The organism is Streptomyces montanisoli, assembly GCF_017813245.1.
GTDB classification, from domain to species: domain Bacteria; phylum Actinomycetota; class Actinomycetes; order Streptomycetales; family Streptomycetaceae; genus Streptomyces; species Streptomyces montanisoli.
The window spans coordinates 1-18,903 of sequence record NZ_JAGIQL010000038.1; the positions used below are offsets into that span (position 1 = coordinate 1).

General features: G+C 72.2%; 20 protein-coding genes. 13 read left to right on the forward strand and 7 right to left on the reverse strand.

Annotated features, from left to right (window positions below):
* Window positions 1-1,109: LacI family DNA-binding transcriptional regulator (locus JFN87_RS12225; RefSeq protein ID WP_209340027.1), on the reverse strand; the 1,109-nt coding region annotated here is incomplete at its 3' end.
* Window positions 1,110-1,359: 250 nt separating this feature from the next.
* Window positions 1,360-2,064: an ABC transporter substrate-binding protein gene (locus JFN87_RS12230; RefSeq protein ID WP_209340028.1), complete on the reverse strand. Its 705-nt coding sequence runs from the start codon at window positions 2,062-2,064 to the stop codon at window positions 1,360-1,362.
* Window positions 2,065-2,103: 39 nt separating this feature from the next.
* Here JFN87_RS12230 and JFN87_RS12235 point away from each other — a divergent pair, with 39 nt between their 5' ends.
* Complete coding sequence (locus tag JFN87_RS12235; protein ID WP_209340029.1) at window positions 2,104-3,261, forward strand: RNA-guided endonuclease InsQ/TnpB family protein; 1,158 nt, start codon at window positions 2,104-2,106, stop codon at window positions 3,259-3,261.
* 194 nt (window positions 3,262-3,455) lie between these two features.
* On the opposite strand, the gene JFN87_RS12240 is transcribed toward JFN87_RS12235, so the two are convergent.
* Complete coding sequence (locus tag JFN87_RS12240; RefSeq protein ID WP_209340030.1) at window positions 3,456-3,608, reverse strand: hypothetical protein; 153 nt, start codon at window positions 3,606-3,608, stop codon at window positions 3,456-3,458.
* A 379-nt stretch (window positions 3,609-3,987) separates the two neighbouring features.
* On the opposite strand from JFN87_RS12240, the gene JFN87_RS12245 reads away from it, so the two are divergent.
* The 6 genes from JFN87_RS12245 (at window position 3,988) to JFN87_RS12270 (ending at window position 8,880) form a co-directional block, all read left to right on the forward strand.
* On the forward strand, window positions 3,988-4,224 hold the full coding sequence (locus tag JFN87_RS12245) for an HFCD family protein (RefSeq protein ID WP_209340031.1): 237 nt from the start codon (window positions 3,988-3,990) through the stop codon (window positions 4,222-4,224).
* 63 nt (window positions 4,225-4,287) lie between these two features.
* Entirely contained in the window at window positions 4,288-4,737 is a 450-nt protein-coding gene (locus JFN87_RS12250) for a cupin domain-containing protein (RefSeq protein ID WP_307865413.1), read from the forward strand.
* A 115-nt stretch (window positions 4,738-4,852) separates the two neighbouring features.
* Complete coding sequence (locus JFN87_RS12255) at window positions 4,853-5,533, forward strand: ABC transporter permease (protein WP_209340033.1); 681 nt, start codon at window positions 4,853-4,855, stop codon at window positions 5,531-5,533.
* The gene (locus JFN87_RS12260) at window positions 5,530-6,204 is read left to right on the forward strand and encodes an ABC transporter permease (RefSeq protein ID WP_209340034.1); all 675 of its coding nucleotides are present in this window, start codon (window positions 5,530-5,532) and stop codon (window positions 6,202-6,204) included. Before JFN87_RS12255 ends, JFN87_RS12260 begins: the two co-directional genes overlap by 4 nt.
* A complete protein-coding gene (locus JFN87_RS12265) occupies window positions 6,201-7,169 on the forward strand; it encodes an ABC transporter substrate-binding protein (protein WP_209340035.1) in 969 nt (322 codons plus the stop codon). Before JFN87_RS12260 ends, JFN87_RS12265 begins: the two co-directional genes overlap by 4 nt.
* 172 nt (window positions 7,170-7,341) lie before the next feature.
* The gene (locus JFN87_RS12270; RefSeq protein ID WP_209340036.1) at window positions 7,342-8,880 is read left to right on the forward strand and encodes an APC family permease; all 1,539 of its coding nucleotides are present in this window, start codon (window positions 7,342-7,344) and stop codon (window positions 8,878-8,880) included.
* 4 nt (window positions 8,881-8,884) lie between these two features.
* On the opposite strand, the gene JFN87_RS12275 is transcribed toward JFN87_RS12270, so the two are convergent.
* Complete coding sequence (locus JFN87_RS12275) at window positions 8,885-10,048, reverse strand: ABC transporter ATP-binding protein (protein WP_209340037.1); 1,164 nt, start codon at window positions 10,046-10,048, stop codon at window positions 8,885-8,887.
* 103 nt (window positions 10,049-10,151) lie between these two features.
* Between JFN87_RS12275 and JFN87_RS12280 the strand changes: the two genes are divergently transcribed.
* The 6 genes from JFN87_RS12280 to JFN87_RS12305 all read left to right on the forward strand — a co-directional run bounded on the left by JFN87_RS12280 (window position 10,152) and on the right by JFN87_RS12305 (window position 15,198).
* Complete coding sequence (locus tag JFN87_RS12280) at window positions 10,152-10,892, forward strand: PIG-L deacetylase family protein (protein WP_209340038.1); 741 nt, start codon at window positions 10,152-10,154, stop codon at window positions 10,890-10,892.
* A gap of 169 nt (window positions 10,893-11,061) precedes the next feature.
* Entirely contained in the window at window positions 11,062-11,331 is a 270-nt protein-coding gene (locus JFN87_RS12285) for a DUF5133 domain-containing protein (protein ID WP_307865414.1), read from the forward strand.
* 198 nt (window positions 11,332-11,529) lie between these two features.
* On the forward strand, window positions 11,530-12,495 hold the full coding sequence (locus JFN87_RS12290; RefSeq protein WP_209340039.1) for an NADPH:quinone oxidoreductase family protein: 966 nt from the start codon (window positions 11,530-11,532) through the stop codon (window positions 12,493-12,495).
* Window positions 12,495-13,730, forward strand: coding sequence for an acyl-CoA dehydrogenase family protein (locus JFN87_RS12295; RefSeq protein WP_209340040.1), 1,236 nt, complete (start codon window positions 12,495-12,497; stop codon window positions 13,728-13,730). The genes JFN87_RS12290 and JFN87_RS12295 overlap by 1 nt, the downstream gene beginning before the upstream one ends.
* Entirely contained in the window at window positions 13,727-14,875 is a 1,149-nt protein-coding gene (locus tag JFN87_RS12300) for an acyl-CoA dehydrogenase family protein (RefSeq protein ID WP_209340041.1), read from the forward strand. The genes JFN87_RS12295 and JFN87_RS12300 overlap by 4 nt, the downstream gene beginning before the upstream one ends.
* Window positions 14,876-15,003: 128 nt before the next feature.
* Window positions 15,004-15,198 (forward strand): hypothetical protein, encoded by a 195-nt coding sequence (locus tag JFN87_RS12305; RefSeq protein ID WP_209340042.1) that lies wholly within the window; start codon window positions 15,004-15,006, stop codon window positions 15,196-15,198.
* 24 nt (window positions 15,199-15,222) lie between these two features.
* Here JFN87_RS12305 and JFN87_RS12310 read toward each other — a convergent pair whose 3' ends face one another.
* The 3 genes from JFN87_RS12310 to JFN87_RS12320 form a co-directional block, all read right to left on the reverse strand.
* Window positions 15,223-15,477 (reverse strand): Smr/MutS family protein, encoded by a 255-nt coding sequence (locus JFN87_RS12310; protein ID WP_209340043.1) that lies wholly within the window; start codon window positions 15,475-15,477, stop codon window positions 15,223-15,225.
* A gap of 43 nt (window positions 15,478-15,520) precedes the next feature.
* Window positions 15,521-16,606 (reverse strand): L,D-transpeptidase, encoded by a 1,086-nt coding sequence (locus tag JFN87_RS12315; RefSeq protein ID WP_209340044.1) that lies wholly within the window; start codon window positions 16,604-16,606, stop codon window positions 15,521-15,523.
* Window positions 16,607-16,941: 335 nt separating this feature from the next.
* On the reverse strand, window positions 16,942-18,801 hold the full coding sequence (locus tag JFN87_RS12320) for a glycoside hydrolase family 2 protein (RefSeq protein ID WP_209340045.1): 1,860 nt from the start codon (window positions 18,799-18,801) through the stop codon (window positions 16,942-16,944).
* Between the last annotated feature and the right edge of the window lie 102 nt (window positions 18,802-18,903).

Sequence of the window (18,903 nt, forward strand, 5' to 3'; positions counted from 1 at the left end):
GGCGCCTGGCGCACGGCGGCGGCCCCGGGCCCTGCCGTGGAGGCGCGGACGACCAGCCGCGGCGCGACGGTCACGCGCCCGACGGCGCCACCGGTGACGGCACCGCCGGAGGCGGCACCACCGGCGACGGGGCGACCCGACGTGGCGCCACCGGCCACCGCCGCGGCGGGTTCGAGGCGCGCGACCAGCATCTCGGCCGCGAGCCTGCCGCGTTCACCCGATCCCAGGTCGACGCTGGTCAGCGCGGGATGGCTGGCGCGGGCCAGCTCGCTGTCGTCCATACCGACGACCGCCAGGTCCTCGGGTATGCGCAGCCCCCGGTCGTGCGCCGCGTGCGCCGCGCCCAGCGCGAGCTGGTCGTTGGCGCAGAACACGCTGTCGATGCCGAGCCCGGCGTCGAGCAGCCGTCCCGCCGCGGCCGCGCCCGCCTCGACGGAGAAGTCGGTGGCCACGGTCAGCGCCGGCTCGGGGGCGAGGCCCGCCTCCACGAGCGCCGAGCGGTAGCCGGCCGCGCGGTGGGAACCCGGCACCGTGTCGGCGGGGCCGTTGACGAACCCGATCCTGCGCCGCCCCAGCTCCACCAGGTGGCGCACCGCCAGCATCGCGCCCGAGACCGAGTCGGCCCGCACGCTGTCCACGCCCGCGCCCTCCGGCAGCGAGCCGATCACGACCACGGGTCCTGAGGCCGAGGCGAGCGCGGCCAGATGCGCGTCCGTCACCCGGATGGGGCAGATGATGAGCCCGTCGCTCGTACGGTCGGCGAGGCTGCGCACGACGTCCAGCTCGTCCTCGGCGACGGCGTCGGTGGAGTGCAGCAGCAGCCGGTAGCCCAGCGGCTTCGTCACCGTCTGTATCTGCCGCACCATCGAGACATAGGCCGGGTTGCCGATGTCGGGCATGGCGAAGGTGAGTTGGCGGGTCCTGCCGCCCTTCAGCGACCTGGCGACCCTGTTCGGCACGTAGCCGAGCTCGGCCGCGGCCCGCTCCACGCGCCGCACGGTGTCGGGGCGACCCCCGTGACCATTGAGAACGCGGGAGACGGAGGCGATGGAGACCCCCGCAGCCTCGGCGATGGTCTCCACGGTCGGCGGCCCGCCCGAACTCGTCATTGATCGCCCCTTCGCGAATCGGCACGTCATCCCCCGCGAACTGGAAACGTTTACAGTTTCGGCGCTCGTGCCCGTCCGCGAGTGAGGTGGTTTCCCCAATGTTGCGCGGGAGTTTCACTGTCCGTCAATGGAATGTGAGGTCCGTCCCACATGGATGCAAGGCTCTTGACATGCGGGAGGGTGCGGTGCGTCGACGCACGCGTGCCGCGGCCCGTCAGGGCGCCGCGGCGCCGCGGCGCCCTGACCGGGGTCAGTGCCCGGGCGGGAAGTACGTGTCGTCCACGATCTTCGACAGGTCGAGGCCGGAGACTCCGGGTGTCTTCGCCAACGCGTCCTTCGACGTTTGGAGTTGGGCGACGGTCGGTGTCGGCCGGCTCGGCAGGACCTCCTTGGCGAAGTACTCCCACGTCTGCTTGAGCGCCTTCGGATCGCTGGTCTTCAGATGCTTCGCCAGCTCGCTCTCGGCGTACTTCTCATCCGACTTCTCGCGGTCGATGGCCTGCTGGAGCGCCGTCATGAACTTCTTGATCTCCTTCTTGTGGCCCGTCGCGTAGGCGGTGGTCGTCGCGAGACCCACGTTGGAGGTGGGTATCTTCTGCTTGGCCAGGTCGAGGATGCTGTGGTAGCCGGCGGCCTCGATGCGCGTCGACGCCGGCGGGTGCGAGAGCGCCGCGTCCACACTGCCCGCGACCAGGGCGTTGTTGACGTTCGTCACGGAGCCCAGCGAGACCAGGTGCACGTCCTTGGGACTGAGGCCCAGCTGCTTCAGCGCCGCCAGGGTCGCCACGTAGATGGAGCCGCTGCTGGTCGTGACGCCGATGCGCTTGCCTGGGGCTCGTCGGCGCTCCTCACCTGGCTTCTCGCTTAAAGGCCTGCCCTTCAGGGCTAGGAGGAAAAGCGTCCTCGGGCCGGAGTCGCGCAGCTTTCGGGGGCGACCTGCCCCGATCTGCACCACGATTTGATGGCCCGTCAGGATTTGCGTTAAGGTGTCTGCGTGAAGATTGTTGCGCAGGTGAAGTTGTCGCCTGCGTCCGCTCATGACGCGGACGCACTGGCGGCGACCCTGCGTGCCTGCAACCGGGCCGCGAACCACGCGTCCGAGGTGGCGTTCGCCAAGAACCTCAAGCGGCGCAACGGGTTGCAGGATGCCGTGTACCACCGGCTGAAGGCCGACTTCGATCTCGGGGCGCAGGCTGCCGTGCGTACCATCACGAAGGTGTGCGACGCCTACGCCACGCTCAAGGCGAACCTCAAGGCCGGGAACTACGGGCCGGAAGGGTCCGGGCGCCGGGCCAGGGTCGTGTCGAAGTCGATCCGTTTCCGTGAGTCGTCGGCGCAGCCGTTCGACGACCGGATGCTGACCTGGAACCTCGACCAGAGGTCGGTGTCCATCTGGACGCTGGCCGGACGGTTGAAGGGCATCCCGTTCGTCTGCTCCGACGAGGCGATGAAGCTGCTGGCCTCTCGCAAGGGGGAGTCGGATCTGGTGATGCGGGACGGCATGTTCTTCCTGTACGCCACCATCGACATCCCCGAAGGCGAGAGGTATGAGCCCAGCGGCTTCTTGGGCGTGGACCTCGGCATCGTCAACATCGCCACCACCTCTGACGGCCGGATCATGTCGGGCCGGCAGGTCAACCGCTACCGGCAGCGCAAGCGTGACCTGCGGACCAAGTTGCAGAAGAAGCGCACGAAGTCGGCTGCCCGTGCGCTCAAGCGCAATCGGCGCAAGGAAGCCCGGTACGCCACGCAGCGCAATCACATCATCGCCAAGAAGCTCGTCGCCCACGCTGAACGCACCTCGCGGGGTATCGGTCTGGAAGATTTGACCGGTATCCGGCAGAGGGTCACGGCCAAGAAGGACCAGCGGGCACGACTGCACTCCTGGGCATTCGCCCAACTCGGTACGTTCATCGAGTACAAGGCCCGGCGTGCCGGTGTTCCAGTGGTTCGTGTGGATCCGAGGAACACCTCCCGTCAGTGCTCGGAGTGCCGGCACACCCACCGCTCCAACCGGGTGACTCAGGCACGGTTCGTGTGCAGGTCCTGCGGGACGGTTCTGCATGCGGACCACAACGGCTCCCGCAACATCGCCCACCGGGCCGATGCTGTGTGGCAGCGGGGCGCAGTCAACCGCCCCCGTACCGCATAGCGGTACCGGACGCAGGAGAACACAGTGAGACCTCACGTCACACTCTGCCTGCAAACCCAGCCCCTCGGGGCCGGGTAGTTGACCTTGGAGAAGAACTTGTACGGGAACCACCGGTGTCAGTGTGGCGAAGTAGCTGACCTTGGCGCCCGAGGCGGCGGACGAGACCGTCTCCGCCATCTGTGTCCGCCCGGAGATCAGCACGGGAAGCAGTCGGAGCCGCTGAGGCTCGTCAGGGTGACGTCGAGCCCCTGCTTGAACAGACCGGAGCCAGAGGCGGTCCGCAACGGCAGTTCGTCGGCGACTACCTGGCTGTGGCTCATCGTCGCCGCGCCGCCCTTCCCGGACACGGAGCCACCGCTGTGCGCACGCACCCCTGGCGCGCACACCGTGGCCGTGCGTGCCACGGCGGCTGCGGCAGTCAGGAGGCCGAGTGTTCCTCTCTGCTGCGTTCTGTGAATCGTGGTGCCCTTTTCGCTGTGAAGCGCCGGGTCAGCGAATGTTTTGCGCCAGGAGTCGAAGCGCTGCTCAACCCGCTGGGGGAGGGTGTTCAAGGTCACAACGCTGAGAGCGAAGATGGCAGCGCTTGGCTTGCCGCGAGCCCGAGGTTGCGGTGATGAACGGCACGGTTCCCGGCAGGGCGATCGTGCGGAAGATCTGCGGGTCGGTGCCGCCGAAGCACCGCGCCTCTCGCAGCACGGGGTTCAGGCTGCGCACTCCGCTGTCGAGTTGATCAGGGTGGAAGGCCCTCAAAGGCGGCTGGTCATCGGGGTGTCGGGGTCCAGCGCCCCGCAACTCGCGGTGGTCTTCCTCGAACTCACCCGGGAACTGGGCACCATCCTCCCGCCCGTCCTGTCCTTCTACCACCGGCCGCGGTCCGTCGACGACCTGCTGCGGCAGACCTACGGAAAGGTGCTCGACCAGTTCGGCATCGACAACGAGGCGTTCCCGCGCTGGACGGGCTGACCCCGCCCGGGCACCGTCGCACGGCGGCGCATCGCGCCCCGGGGCCGTGCGATGATGCCGGGCGTGACCGATGACATCTCGCCACTCGTCCACCAACTCGGCCTCGAACCGCACGTGGAGGGCGGCTGGTTCAAGGAGACCTGGCGCACCGCGGCCACGGCGCGCCCCGACGGCTACCAGGGGACGCGCGCGTACGCGACCGGCATCCACTACCTGCTCCACCCGGGCGAGCGCTCGCGCTGGCACCGCGTGCGCTCCGACGAACTGTGGCTCTGGCACAGCGGCGGCCCGCTCCTGCTCCGCCTCGGCGGAACGGGTGAGGCCGCCGCCGAGCGCACCACCGCGCTGCTCGGCATGGACGTCGAGGCCGGCGAGCGCCCCCAGGTCCTCATCCCGGCGGGGGAGTGGCAGGCCGCGGAGCCCGCGGGCGACGAGCCCGTGCTCGTGTCCTGCGTGGTCGCGCCCGGCTTCGACTTCCAGGACTACGAGGACGACAGCGACCACACGGACTGACAGGGCGCCGCGGGCAAGCCGCGGCCGGCGGTGACGGCCCACGGGCCGGTGCGCGCGCCACCCGGACGGCCCACCGCGGCGCGCGCACCGGACGGCCCGCCGCTGGAATGGACGGATGACGGCCGCTCCGCACGACTGCCTCGCGCGCAACGAGTGGATCTGCGGCACGTACCTGTCCACCCGCCGCCACATCCTGGCGGACGCGGTGGTCCAGCACCTCCAGCTCACCGCCGTCTCGATCGGCATCGCCGTCGTCATCGCCGTGCCGCTGGCGCTCGCCGCGCGTCACCGGCGGTGGGCCGCGGGGCCGGTGCTCGGCGTCACGACGGTCCTCTACACCATCCCGTCCCTCGCCATGTTCTCGCTGCTGCTGCCGGTCTACGGCCTCTCGGCGTCCCTCGTGGTGGCGGGGCTCGTGCTCTACTCCCTGACCCTGCTCGTGCGCAACATCCTCGCCGGGCTGCGCGCCGTGCCCGAGGAGACACGCCAGGCCGCGCGCGGCATGGGCTACGGCCCGCTCCGCCTGCTGTTCGCCGTGGAACTGCCCCTCGCGCTGCCCGCCGCCATGGCCGGGCTGCGCATCGCGACGGTGTCCGCCGTCTCGCTCGTCACGATCGGCGCGATCGTCGGCCACGGCGGGCTCGGCAACCTCATCTACGCGGGCATGAACACGTTCTTCAAGGCGCAGGTGCTCACCGCGTCCGTCCTGTGCGTGGTCATCGCCGTACTCGCCGATCTGCTGCTGCTCGGCGTGCAGTGGCTGATCACCCCGTGGGCGAGGAGGCAGCGCCCGTGAACGTCCTCACCGGATCCTGGTCGTGGCTGACGAGCACGGCACACTGGGAGGGCCCCGACGGCATCGCGCACCGGCTCGCGCAACACCTGTTCCTCACCGTGGTGTGCCTCGCCCTCAGCTGCGCCGTCGCCCTGCCGGTCGCGCTGGTGCTCGGACACCTGGGCAAGGGAGGCGCTCTCGCCGTCAACCTCTCCAACGTCGGCAGGGCGGTGCCCACCTTCGCCGTCCTGGTGCTGCTGCTCCTCACCCCGATCGGCACCTACGGGCAGTGGCCGACGATCATCGCGCTCGTCCTGTTCGCGATCCCGCCCCTGCTCACCAACGCCTACGTCGGCATGCGCGGCGTCGACCACGACGTCGTGCGGGCGGCGCGCGGCATGGGGATGACCGGCGCCCAGCAACTGCGCGGTGTGGAACTGCCGCTCGCCCTGCCCATGGTCCTCACGGGTGTGCGGATCGCCGCCGTGCAACTCGTGGCGACGGCCACGCTCGCCGCGCTGGTGGGCGGCGGCGGGCTCGGCCGGATCATCACCGCCGGGTTCAGCCTGGCCTCCACCCCCGAGGTCGTGGCGGGCGCCGTCCTCGTCGCCGTACTCGCCCTGCTGGTGGAGGGCGCCTTCGCGCTCGTCCAGCGGCTGTCACCGCACCGGGCGGGGGACGCGGCGCGGTGAGACCCACGCACACCTTCGCGCTCGTCGCCGCCGCGCCGCTCACCGCCCTCGCGCTGCTGCTCGCCGGGTGCGGCACCGGGCCGTCGCTGGAGAACCAGGGCACGGTGACGGCACCGCCCGGAGACTCCACCCACCTGACGATCGGATCCGCCGGCTTCACCGAGAGCGACCTGCTCGCCCAGATGTACGCCCTGCTGCTCGACCACGCCGGCTACCGCACACGCGTCCTGTCCGTCACCAACAGGGAGATCTACGAACCGGCGCTGGAGAGCGGCCAGATCGACGTCGTGCCCGAGTACGCCGCGACCTTCGCCGACTGGCTGAACGCCAAGGTCCACGGCTCCGGCGCCGCGCCCGTCGGCTCGCCCGACCTCGCCACCACCATGAAGGCCCTGCGCCGCCTCGCCGCCGGCCGCGGCCTCGCTGTCCTCACCCCCGGCAGGGCCGTGGACCAGAACGCGTACGCGGTCACCAGAGCGTACGCGAGGAAGCACGGGCTGAAGAACCTCAGCGACGTCGGCAGGGCGGGGCTGCGCGTCAGGCTCGCGGCAGGCGACGAATGCGTGTCACGGCCCTACTGCGCGCCTGGCCTGCGGGGGACGTACGGCATCAGCGTCACCGGGATCGACCCCAAGGGGATCGGCACCACCCCGTCGAAGCGTGCCGTCCAGCGCGGCAAGGACCAGATGCTGGTCACCACGACCACCGACGCGACCCTCGACGACTTCGGGCTCGTCCTCCTCGACGACGACAAGCACCTGCAGAACGCCGACCACGTCGTGCCGGTCGTGGGCAGGGCCCGGGCAGGCAGCCACCGCATCGCCGCCGCGCTCGACCCCCTCGGGCGCGTCCTGACCACCCGTGACCTGGCGTCGATGAACGAGCAGGTCGACAGCTGGCGCAGGCTTCCCGAGGACGTGGCACGCGCCTACCTGCGCGCTAAGGGCCTGCTCCCGGCCGGCTGACCCGGAAGCACACCGGGGCGGCCCGGCCGCTCGCCGCGGTGGGGACACGGTCCGCGGCCGTGGCGTACGCGCCCTGTTCACCCGGCAGGCGCCGCCCTAGGCTCTGCCTCCGGCCGGGGGCCGAAGCCCCTGCCGCCCGCCGTACGCGGCGGGCCGGAGAGGGAGGAGCGCGATGACGGGCATTCCGGCGGACCCCGCGCGTGCGGGACGAGAAGAGGCGGCTCCCGGCGGCGGCACGGGCCCCGAGGGCATGGGCACGGGCGCCGAGGACACGGGCGCGGGCCCCGAGGACACGGGCGCGGGCCCCGAGGACATCGAAAAGTACGGCTACCAGCAGCAGTTGCGCCGCTCGCTCTCCTTCCGCGACCTGCTGGTCTACGGTCTCGTCTTCATGGTGCCCATCGCGCCCATGGGCATCTTCGGCAGCGTCTTCGAGGCGAGCGGCGGCATGGTCGCCCTCGCGTACGCGGTCGGCATGGTCGCCATGATGTTCACGGCGCTCTCGTACGCGCAGATGTCGCGCGCCTTCCCCATGGCCGGCTCCGTCTACTCGTACGCGGGCCGGGGGATCGCGGCGCCCGTCGGCTTCCTGTCGGGCTGGATGCTGCTGCTGGACTACGTACTGATCCCCAGCCTGCTCTACCTGACCTCCGGGGTCGCGATGAACTCGCTGGTCCCGGCGGTGCCCGTGTGGGCCTGGGTGGTCTTCTTCGTCGTCCTCAACACCGTGGCGAACTACCGGGGCATCGAGATGACGGCGCGCCTCAACAAGATCATGCTGGTCTTCGAGGCGGTCGTGCTCGCGGTCTTCCTCGTGGTCGCCGTCGTCGCGCTCGCGCAGGGCAAGGGCCACGGGTTCAGCTGGTCACCGGTCTACGACGCGCACACCTTCTCGTGGTCGCTCGTCTTCGGCGCGGTGTCGGTCGCCTGCTTAAGCTTCCTCGGCTTCGACGGCATCTCGATGATGGCCGAGGAGAGCAGGGAGTCCTCGCGCGCGATCGGGCGTGCCATGGTCGGGGCACTGCTGCTGGCGGGCACGCTGTTCATCGTCCAGACGTTCGTGGCCTCGCTGCTCGTCCCCGATCCGGGGCGCCTCGTCAGTCAAGGCGACCCGGGCGGCACGGCCTTCTACGACGCGGCGCGCGTCGCCGCGGGCGGCTGGCTCGCCGACCTCACGGCGCTCGCCACCGCCATCGCCTGGGGGTTCGCCAACTCGCTGGTCGCACAGGCGGCCACGTCACGGCTGCTGTACGCGATGGCACGCGACCGCCGGCTGCCCGCGTTCCTCGCGAAGATCCACCCCACCCGCAGGGTGCCGGTCAACGCGACGCTGCTGGTGGCCGCCGTGTCCCTGCTGCTCGGCCTGTGGATGGCCTCGCGGGACGACGGGATCACCCTGCTCTCCACGCTCGTCAACTTCGGCGCGCTGACCGGCTTCCTGGTGCTGCACGTCGCGGTCGTGTGGCACTACGTCGTACGCGGCCGCAGCCGCCGGTACTTCAGCCATCTCATCGCGCCGGTCATCGGCTTCGCCATCCTCGCCTACGTCGTCGTCAACGCCCAGGTCGCGGCCCAGCGCCTCGGGTTCGTCTGGCTGGGCGTCGGCGTCGTGCTGCTGCTCGGCCTGCTCCTCGCGGGACGCAAACCCGACCTGTCGGCCATGGGACCACCCCCACGGGACGGGGACGACGACCGCCACGACAGGACGTGACTGACTAGGCGTCCGACACCGACGAGAAGTCGACGTCGCCGCGCGTGACGCCCCGCGCGTCGGCGTCGACCGACCTGCGCAGGGCCTCGTGCAGGCCGGCCGGGGTCAGGACGCCCGCGAACCGCTCGCCGTCCAGCACGGCCACCCACCCCGCGTCATGCTGGAGCATCTCGCCGAACGCCCGCTTCAGCGGAGAGCCGAGCGGCACCCACGCCTCCATCCGCCGCGCCCACTCGCCGACGCGGTCCGCGTCACGCGCCCGGGACAGCTCACGCGCCGAGGCCCAGCCGTGCGGCTCGCCGCCGCTGCCGAGCACCACCGCCCAGCGCGCGCCCGCCGCTTCGAGGCGCGCCGCCACGTGGCGTGCCGGCTCGTCGGCCCGCGCCACCTGCGGCTGCTCCAGGTCGCCGGCCATGACGGCCGTCACCGACAGCCGCTTCAGCCCACGGTCGGCGCCGACGAACCGCGCCACGTACTCCGAGGCGGGAGCGCCGAGCACCGCCGCCGGTGTGTCGTACTGCTCGACGCGGCCCTCTCCGTACACGGCGATCCGGTCGCCCATCCTGACCGCCTCCTCGAGGTCGTGCGTCACGAACAGCACCGTCTTGCGCACGGTCGCCTGCAGGGCGAGGAACTCGCTCTGCAGCCGCTCCCGCACCACCGGGTCGACCGCGCCGAACGGCTCGTCCATCAGCAGGACCGGAGGGTCGGCCGCGAGGGCGCGCGCCACCCCGACGCGCTGGCGCTGGCCACCGGAGAGCTGCGCCGGGTAGCGGTGGCCGTACGTGCCGGGGTCGAGCCCCACCAGGTCCAGCAGCTCCGCGGCCCTGGCCCGCGCCTTCGCCCTCTTCCACCCCGCGAGCACCGGTACCGTCGCCGCGTTGTCGAGGACGGTGCGGTGCGGGAAAAGACCGCCCTGCTGGATGACGTAGCCGATACCGCGCCGCAGCCGCACCGGGTCGGCGCCGGCGATGTCCTCGCCGCCGACGAGGACCCGCCCCGACGTCGGCTCGACCAGCCGGTTGACCATCATCATCGTGGTCGTCTTCCCGCACCCCGACGGACCCACCAGCGTGACGAGTTCGCCCTCCCGTACGTCGAACGACAGCCCGTCGACGGCGGTCGTACCGTCCGGGTACACCTTGCCGACGTCCTCGAAGCGGATCACCTCCTCACCGTAGAAGCGGCCGGGCGGCGCCGCGAACGGTCCGTGGCCGGCCGGGGGACCCTTCGCCACGGCGGGTGCGCGCGTGCATGCCTATAGTCACCCCATGACGGAGCCGACCGAGCAGCTGTCCCCGATGCCGACCGACTGGGAGCGCGCGCTCGCCGTCGTCGCGCACCCCGACGACCTGGAGTACGGCTGCGCCGCGGCCGTCGCCCAGTGGACGGACGAGGGCAGGGAGGTGACCTACGTCCTGGCGACGCGCGGCGAGGCAGGCATCGACACGATCGCCCCCGACGCCTGCGCACCCCTGCGCGAACGCGAGCAGCGGGCCAGCGCCGCCGTGGTGGGCGTGAGCGCCGTCGAGTTCCTCGGCCACCGCGACGGCGTCATCGAGTACGGCACCGGCCTGCGCAGGGACATCGCCGCCGCGATCCGCGCGCACCGCCCCGAGCTCGTCGTCACACTGAACCACCGCGACACCTGGGGCGGCGCCGCCTGGAACACACCGGACCACCGTGCCGTCGGCCGCGCGGCGCTCGACGCCGCGGGCGACGCGGGCAACCGGTGGATCTTCCCCGAGCTGGCCGAGCGCGGCCTCGCGCCGTGGGACGGGGTGCGATGGGTGGCCGTAGCGGGCTCCGACACGCCCACCCACGCCGTCGACGCGGGCCCGGGGCTCGAACGCGCGGTCGCCTCGCTGCTCGAACACCGCACGTACATCGAGGTCCTCACCGACCAGGAGCCCGAGGACTACTGCCGCTCCTTCCTCACCGGGGTGGCGCAGGCGGCGGCGGACCGCTTCGGCGGCCGGCCCGCGGTCACCTTCGAACTCCTGCCGCGGTGAGCCGGGCCGCACCGGCCCCACCACGCGTCTCGACATGCGCGGACGCGGCGACCGGGTGACACTGGGGTGGGGGACGGAGCGTCGCTGCGCGCGGCGCACGGCCCGTACCCCACCCGCGTCGCCACGTCCGAAGACGCACGGCTCGAAACGGCGAGCGGGACCACAGACCATGCTGGAACTGGAAGTGGTAGAGATGCTGCTGCCGGACCGACACCTGGTCGCCGACCTGCTGGGCCGTTACCGGGCATGGGAACGGCTGGTGCTCGCCGACCCGCAGGACGACGCGACCCGAAGGCGCTTCGAGGACGTGGCCTACACGCTCTGTGTGCTGATGGGGCAGCGCACGGCACGCGAGGCGATCCTCAAGGCGGAGTCCTATCTGCGCCACATGCGGCCCGTGCCGCTCCTCGCCGACGCGGAGCGCCGCGAGAAGGCGTGACCTCCACTCCCGGCCCGCCGGCCGGACCAGTGGCGCAGGGCGTGAAGGAGGCGGCCCGGCCGGGGCATCCGGCCGGGCCGCCCCCTGCGCACCCGGCCCGGCGCCCCGGGCACTCCCGCCTCCCTGTTCCCACACGCGCAAGCGACCGCTTAGTATGCGACGGGACGCCCTACTGCCCATCGTGTGTGGAGGCCCTGAATGCAGGCATGGCGAGTGCACCGCAACGGCGAGCCGGCCGAGGTGATGCGGCTCGAGTCCACCGAGCCGCCCGAGCCGGCGAAGGGCCAGGTCACCCTGGCGGTCAGCGCCGCCAACGTGAACTTCCCCGACGCGCTGCTGTGCCGCGGGCAGTACCAGATCACACCGCCGCTGCCCTTCACACCGGGCGTGGAGATCTGCGGCAGGACCGAGGACGGGCGCCGCGTCATCACCACCGTCGCCCTCCCGCACGGCGGCTTCGCCGAGTACGCGCTCGCCGACGAGGCGGCCCTGCTGCCCGCGCCCGCCTCCCTGGACGACGCCCAGGCCGCCGCGCTGCACATCGGCTACCAGACCGGCTGGTTCGCTCTGCACCGGCGCGCGCACCTCCAGGAGGGCGAGACGCTGCTCGTGCACGCCGCCGCCGGGGGAGTGGGCAGTGCCGCCGTCCAGCTGGGCAAGGCTGCCGGGGCCCGGGTCATCGGCGTCGTCGGAGGCCGCGAGAAGGCCGCCGTCGCCGAGGGGCTCGGCTGCGACCTCGTCCTCGACCGGCACACCGACGACATCATCGCCGCCGTCAAGGACACCACCGGCGGCCGCGGGGCCGACGTCGTCTTCGACCCGGTCGGCGGCGACGCCTTCACCAAGTCGGCCAGGTGCGTCGCCTTCGAGGGCCGCATCGTCGTCATCGGCTTCACCAGCGGCACCGTCCCCGCGCCCGCGCTCAGCCACGCCCTCGTCAAGAACTACTCGATCCTCGGCCTGCACTGGGGCCTGTACGCCGCGAAGGACCCCGCAGCCGTCCTGCGCTGCCACGAGCGCCTCACCGAACTCGCCGACCAGGGCAGGATCGCGCCCCTGGTCAGCGAACGTGTCGGCCTCGACGCCGCGGCCGACGCGGTCCAGCGCGTCGCCGACGGCACCACCACGGGACGCGTCGTGGTCGTACCGGAAGGAGCCAAGTGATGGCACCCACCACCGGCGCGCCCGAAGCCACCCCGCCGGGCGCCACCCCGCCGGACGCCGTGCAGCTGCGCGAGCGTACGCGCCGGCTGCTCGCCGAGCATCCGCCCGCCACCACCGCACCCGCGGACTTCCTGGACGCGCGCTTCGACGCCGGCCTCGCGTGGGTGCACTTCCCGGCCGGACTCGGCGGCCTCGACGCTCCCCGCGCCCTGCAGCCCGTCGTGGACGCCGAACTCGACGCCGCCGCCGCGCCCGGCAACGACCCGCGCCGCATCGGCATCGGCCTCGGGATGGCCGCGCCGACCCTGCTGCGCTACGGCACCCGCGAGCAGCAGGAACGCTTCCTGAAGCCCCTGTGGACGGGGCGCGAGGTGTGGTGCCAGCTCTTCAGCGAGCCGGGCGCCGGATCCGACCTCGCGGCGCTCGCCACCCGCGCCGTACGCGACGAGGGCACCGGCGACTGGATCGTCAGCGGCCAGAAGGTCTGGACGTCCAGCGCGCACCTCGCCCGCTGGGCCATCCTCATCGCCCGCACGGACCCCGGCCTGCCCAAGCACCGCGGCATCACGTACTTCGTCTGCGACATGACCGACCCCGGCGTGGACGTCAGGCCGCTGCGCCAGATCACCGGCGAGGCCGAGTTCAACGAGGTCTTCCTCACGGACGTGCGCATCCCCGACGCCCACCGGCTCGGCGACGTCGGCGAGGGCTGGGGCGTCGCCAGGACCACCCTGATGAACGAGCGGGTCTCGATCGGCGGCGCGCGCCTGCCACGCGAGGGCGGCATGATCGGCCCCGCCGCCGCGACCTGGCGCGAGCGCCCCGAACTGCGCACCCACGACCTGCACCGGCGCCTGCTCGACCTGTGGGTCGAGTCGGAGGTCGCCCGGCTCACCGGCGAACGCCTCGGGCAGCAGCTCGTCGCGGGCCACCCGGGGCCCGAGGGCAGCGGCATGAAGCTGACCTTCGCCCGCCTCAACCAGGCCGTCAGCGGCCTGGAGGTCGAACTCCTCGGCGACGAGGGGCTGCTGTACTCGGACTGGACCATGCGCCGGCCGGACCACGTCGACTTCACCGGGCGCGACGCCGGCTACCGCTACCTGCGCTCCAAGGGCAACTCCATCGAGGGAGGCACCAGCGAGGTGCTGCTCAACATCATCGCGGAACGCGTCCTCGGCCTGCCGCCCGAGCCGCGGGACGACAAGGACGTCGCATGGAAGGACCTGGCGCGATGACCACGGAACAGACAGCGAGCGCCGCGGAGACCGAGCGCACCGCGGCGGAGACCGCGCCCGACCTGCTGTACGGCGCCGCCGAGGAGGACCTGCGCGCCGCGGTGCGCGCGCTGCTCGCCGACCGCGCCGATCCGGCCGCCGCGCTCGCCCGCGCCGAGTCGGGCGACCCGTACGACGCGGGCCTCTGGGACCGGCTCGCCGGCTCCATCGGCGCCGCCGGCCTGCTCGTGCCTGAGGAGCTCGGCGGGCAGGGCGCGAGCGCCCGCGAGGCCGCCGTCGTGCTGGAGGAGCTGGGACGCGCCGTCACGCCCGCGCCGTACCTCACGAGCTCCGTCGTCGCCACGCAGACCCTGCTCGGCTGCGACACCGGCGAGCCCGACGTCGCCGGTCTCGTCACGGCGCTCGCCACCGGCACCCGCGTGGCCGTGCTCGCGCTGCCGCTCACGACCGCGCCCGGCGACCCGCTGCCAGGCACCACGGACACCGTCACGAGCGTCGCCGACGCGGCGCGCGCCGACGTCCTGCTGCTCGTGCGCGACGACGGCCTGTACGCGGTCGAGACCGGCGACCCGGCCGTCACCGTCGCGCCGCTCACGCCACTCGACCTCACGCGCCCGCTCGCCGCCGTCACCGCGGGCCCCGCGGCGGGGCTCAGGCTCGCCGACGCGGCCACGGCACGCACGGCGGTGCGCCGCGGCCTGCTCAGCGGGGCGGGGCTCCTCGCGTCCGAACAGCTCGGCATCGCCGAGTGGTGCCTGGAGGAGACCGTCAGGTACACGAAGGAGCGCCACCAGTTCAACCGGCCCGTCGGCTCGTTCCAGGCGCTCAAGCACCGCATGGCCCAGCTGTGGGTGGAGGTCGTCTCGGCGCGCGCCGCCGCGCGGGGCGCCGCGGACGCGCTCGCCACCGGACGCCAGGACGCGCCGCTCGCCGTCGCGGTGGCCGGTGCCTACTGCGGCCGGGTCGCCGTCCACGCCGCCGAGGAGTGCGTGCAGCTGCACGGCGGCATCGGGATGACCTGGGAACACCCCGCGCACCTCGCCCTCAAGCGCGCCAAGGCGGACGAGGCCGCGTTCGGTACCGCGGGCCGTCACAAGGACACGGTCGCCGCCCTCGTCGACCTGCCCGCCCCCGCACCCCGCTGACCGGCCGTAACGGCGCCCGGGACACTGTCACCCGAACGGCCGACGCGTCATTCGCCCGGACGGCGCTCGCCCTCCGCCACACTGGCGCCCACATGCCGCGACAGGGTGCGGCGGAGGAGAGGTGCACGATGGCGATCACGGTCTCCCTGTTGCTGCTGCTCGCGGTCATGACGGTGGCCTTCATCCGCAGCGGCGGCCTCAAGGTCTGGCACGCGGTGATCTGCGTCCTGCTGGGATTCATGCTGGCCAGTACGAGCATGGCGCCGACCATCAGCAACGGCGTCTCGGCGACCGCCGACATGGTCAGCGGCATCAGGCCCTGACGGCGGTCGCGGCGTGCGCCAGGCTCAGGCGGAGGCCCTGAGGTGGACCAGGATGCGCCCGCCGTTCTCCGGGTCGACCTCGAAGCGGTCGTAGAGCCGCTTGACGTGCGGCTGGCCGAGGAACGCGATCACGCGCGCCTTGAGCTTGCCCGACCCCTTGCCCGGGATCAGTTCCAGCACGGGCTCGCCCGTGGCGGCCGCCCTGAACAGAGCCTGACGCAGGGCCAGTTCGATGTCCCGGTTGTTACGGAAGATCGGATGCAGGTCGACCGTGATCATCGGCGCGCCCAGGGGTGAAGGCGCCGCGCGCGGCCCGGTGCCGTCACGAGCCGGCCGTGTGCGCGCCGCTCGCACTCCCTGACAGCCACTGCGACCACGACAGGTTGTAGTCGGCGTAGCCGTTGTCGGGGGCCGCCTTGCCCCGGGGGGAGCCGGTGATGGTGATCGGGTCGCCCTGCTTCACGATGTTGTAGAACCACTTCGCGTCCTTGAGCGACAGGTGCACGCAGCCGTGCGAGCCCACGCTGTGACCCGGGTACGGGTCGCCGCTCGAGTAGTGCAGGTACGTGCCCGAGTTGGTCAGGTGGACGTCCCAGGGCAGGGTCAGGTCGTAGTAGTCCTTGCTCTTCTTGTCGCAGCTGATGCCGACGCTGCACGAGGTCATGTGCACCTTGGGCTGCTTGTCGATGACCGCCATCGTGCCGTCCCAGGACGGCCACGACTTGCTGCCCGCGTCGATGGGCATGGTGCGTACGGTCTTGCCGTCCCGGGTGACCTTCATGGTGTGCCCGGTCACGGAGACCGTGGCCTCGGTGTCCCGTCCGATGGTGAAGGCGTGGTGGTAGCTGTGCGTGCCGGCGCGGCCATAGCCGTCGCCCACACCGGCGAGGTCGGCGTCCACCGACACCTTCGTGCCCGACTGCCAGTAGGACTTCGGGCGCCAGTCGACGCGGGTCGAGCTGAACCAGTGCCATGCCCCGGTCGTCGGCACCGAGGCGGACACCTTGAGGTGCCGCTCGACGGAGGCGCGCGCCGAGGGCGCCACGGGATGGGTGAAGACCACGGACACCGGCATGGCGACCCCGACGGTGTCCCCGTCGGCCGGCGTGATGGTGTTCAGCAGCATCGGCGGCTTGGACGCCGTCTTCGTCGCCGAGGGTGTCGAGGCGGGCACGGCGCTCCGGGCGGCGGTGTGCCGCGCGGTCGCGGTCGCTGAGGGCGTCGCCGATGCGGTCGGGGACGCGGACGCGGAAGGGGAGGCGGAGACGGTGGGAGCGGCCGGCGCGGAGGCCGGTGTCGTGGCGGCGGCGGATGCCGTGGCCCCGCCTGCCCCGCACGCGCTCGCCCCGGCGACCACGGCGCCCACCACGAGCGCCGTGCCTATGCTTCCTCTGCTGCGACGGCCCATGCTCGATGCCCCACTCATCCTCACTCGTCAGAGATCCGAAAGTCACCGGATATGCGGACCCCTCCGAGAGTGGCACACGACGAGCGCCACGAACACCGAATCCGGGTTCCTGAGCGCCATCGCGGGCGAGAGTGTTGTCACACGGCATCGGGAACCGGCCAACTCCCGGACGGTCACCGAGGGTAGCCAGTGTGTTACATGTCCGGCTTGTTCCGCTCACCGGTGGTACGCGCACGGGCCGTCCCGGCAGGTCGGCCCCCGGGACGGCCCGCGCCTCACCACGGAGCCGATCATGGCCGGTGATGCCCCCTGCGCTGCCGGGGCATCACCGGGGCTCACGCTCCTGCCGCGTCACCGTCCTTCACTCCGGTGACGATGGCGCGGATCGTCTCCAGCGGCAGCTTGGGCGTGCCGTCGGAGAACAGCAGGCCGTTGGTCTCCTGTGCGGTGTCCATGAACTGCGTGTAGCAGAACCCCGCCACCAGCGGGCTCGTCCGCAGCACGCCGAACAACTCGCCGAGCAGCGCGGCGTACTGGGTGTCGGAACCGGTCTGCGTGTAGAAGAACTCCCCGTCGTCGCCCTTGAGGGACAGGCCGCCGAACTCCGTGATCATCAGCGGCGCGTCGCCCGCGGCGAACCGCTCGTCCTGCCGCTCGTCGAGGGTGAGCACACGGCCTTGCGGCCCCGGGCCGTTCAGCACCGCGTCGAAGCCGGCGGCGTCGCCGTAGCGCGCCCTGAGCACGGCGGGATCGGCGCAGTAGTCGTGGACGCCGAGGATGTCACTGTCGGTGTGCTCCCATCCCTCGTTCGACATCACGGGCCGCGTCGGATCGAGGGCGCGTGTGAGGCCGGCCAGGGCCGTCACGTAGTGCCGCTGCGCCGCGTCGTGTGCGATGTCGGAGGTGCCCCAGCTCTCGTTGACCGGCACCCAGGTGACCACCGAGGGGTGGCTGCGGTCACGCCGCACCAGGTCGAGCCACTCGCGGGTGAGCAGCTCTACGGCCTCCGTGCCGAACTCGTAGGCCGCGCCGGTCTCGCCCCACACCAGCAGGCCGAGCCGGTCCGCCCAGTACAGGAACCTGGGGTCCTCCGCCTTCTGGTGGACGCGGACGGCGTTGAACCCCATCGCCTTGATCATCTCGACCTCGCGGCGCAGCTCGTCCGTGCCGCTGCTGGCCAGCAGCGTCCTCGGCCGGTAGCCCTGGTTGAGCACCGAACGGACGTAGCAGGGGCGGTCGTTGAGCAGGAACACGCCGTCGCCCACGGCCGCGCTGCGCAGCCCCAGGTAGCTGTCCACGGCATCGACGACGTCCGCGGCGCCCGCAGAATCCCACGCGGGTGTGGCGGCGTCGCGCACGCTCACACGGGCGTCCACCAGGGTCGGCGACTCGGGCCGCCACCACAGCCGCTCCCTGTCGATGCCGTTGCGCAGGGCGGGGATCGCCAGGTCGACGCGGACGCGGCGGCCCGTGGTCACGGTGGACGCCTCGGCCAGGACCCGGTCGCCCAGGCGCAGCACGACGTGTACGGCGAGCGGCCGGGACACCGGGCGCGCGAGCGTCACCTCGGCCACCACGCCGTGCGTGGGATCGGTGGTCCACGCCAGGTCGCCGATGTGCTGCTCCGGCACGGTCTCGGTCCACACGCTCTGCCAGATGCCGGTGGTCCGCTCGTACCAGACGGCGTGCGGGCGCTCCTGCCAGTCCTGCTTGCCGCGCGGCACGCAGAGGTCGGCCGGGTCGTCCTCTGCGCGTACGACGAGCACGTGCTCGCCGGCGCCCGGCCGCATCGCGTCCGTCACGTCCGCCGTGAACGGCGTCTGCCCGCCGACGTGTTCGGCCACGAGGTGTCCGTCGAGCCAGACCCGCGCGCGGTGGTCGACCGCGCCGAAGTGGATCAGCGTCCTGCCCTCCGGCGCGCCGGCCGGAACGAGCGTCCCGTGCGGCACGCGAAGGCGGTACCAGACGACCGGGTGCGGCCCGGTGTCGCCGATGCCGGAGGCGGGAGCCTCCGGCGGGTACGGGACGGTGATCTCCCGGTCGAATCCGCCGCTCTCCACGTCCGAGAACCATCCCTCGCGCTCCCCGGCGTCGGCGTCGTCGTAGCCGAACTCCCAGGTGCCGTCCAGGCTGCTCCACTGCTCGCGGCAGAGCATCGGCCTCGGGTACGACCCTTCCTGTTCACTCGCCCTCACGGGTCGTTCCTCCTTCTGCCTCGCCGGCAACGGGTTCCGTACAATCGGGTTCCGTTCATCATGTGTGATCGTTTGCATCGATGCAAGGTCGCGATGGGCGCC

Coding starts and splice junctions, on each gene's coding strand:
- JFN87_RS12315 (WP_209340044.1), bottom strand. CDS start 16,606: ATGGGCCGTCGCAGCAGAGGAAGCATAGGCACGGCGCTCGTGGTGGGC.
- JFN87_RS12310 (WP_209340043.1), bottom strand. CDS start 15,477: ATGATCACGGTCGACCTGCATCCGATCTTCCGTAACAACCGGGACATC.
- JFN87_RS12285 (WP_307865414.1), top strand. CDS start 11,062: ATGCTGGAACTGGAAGTGGTAGAGATGCTGCTGCCGGACCGACACCTG.
- JFN87_RS12290 (WP_209340039.1), top strand. CDS start 11,530: ATGCAGGCATGGCGAGTGCACCGCAACGGCGAGCCGGCCGAGGTGATG.
- JFN87_RS12305 (WP_209340042.1), top strand. CDS start 15,004: ATGGCGATCACGGTCTCCCTGTTGCTGCTGCTCGCGGTCATGACGGTG.
- JFN87_RS12295 (WP_209340040.1), top strand. CDS start 12,495: ATGGCACCCACCACCGGCGCGCCCGAAGCCACCCCGCCGGGCGCCACC.
- JFN87_RS12280 (WP_209340038.1), top strand. CDS start 10,152: ATGACGGAGCCGACCGAGCAGCTGTCCCCGATGCCGACCGACTGGGAG.
- JFN87_RS12300 (WP_209340041.1), top strand. CDS start 13,727: ATGACCACGGAACAGACAGCGAGCGCCGCGGAGACCGAGCGCACCGCG.
- JFN87_RS12255 (WP_209340033.1), top strand. CDS start 4,853: ATGACGGCCGCTCCGCACGACTGCCTCGCGCGCAACGAGTGGATCTGC.
- JFN87_RS12270 (WP_209340036.1), top strand. CDS start 7,342: ATGACGGGCATTCCGGCGGACCCCGCGCGTGCGGGACGAGAAGAGGCG.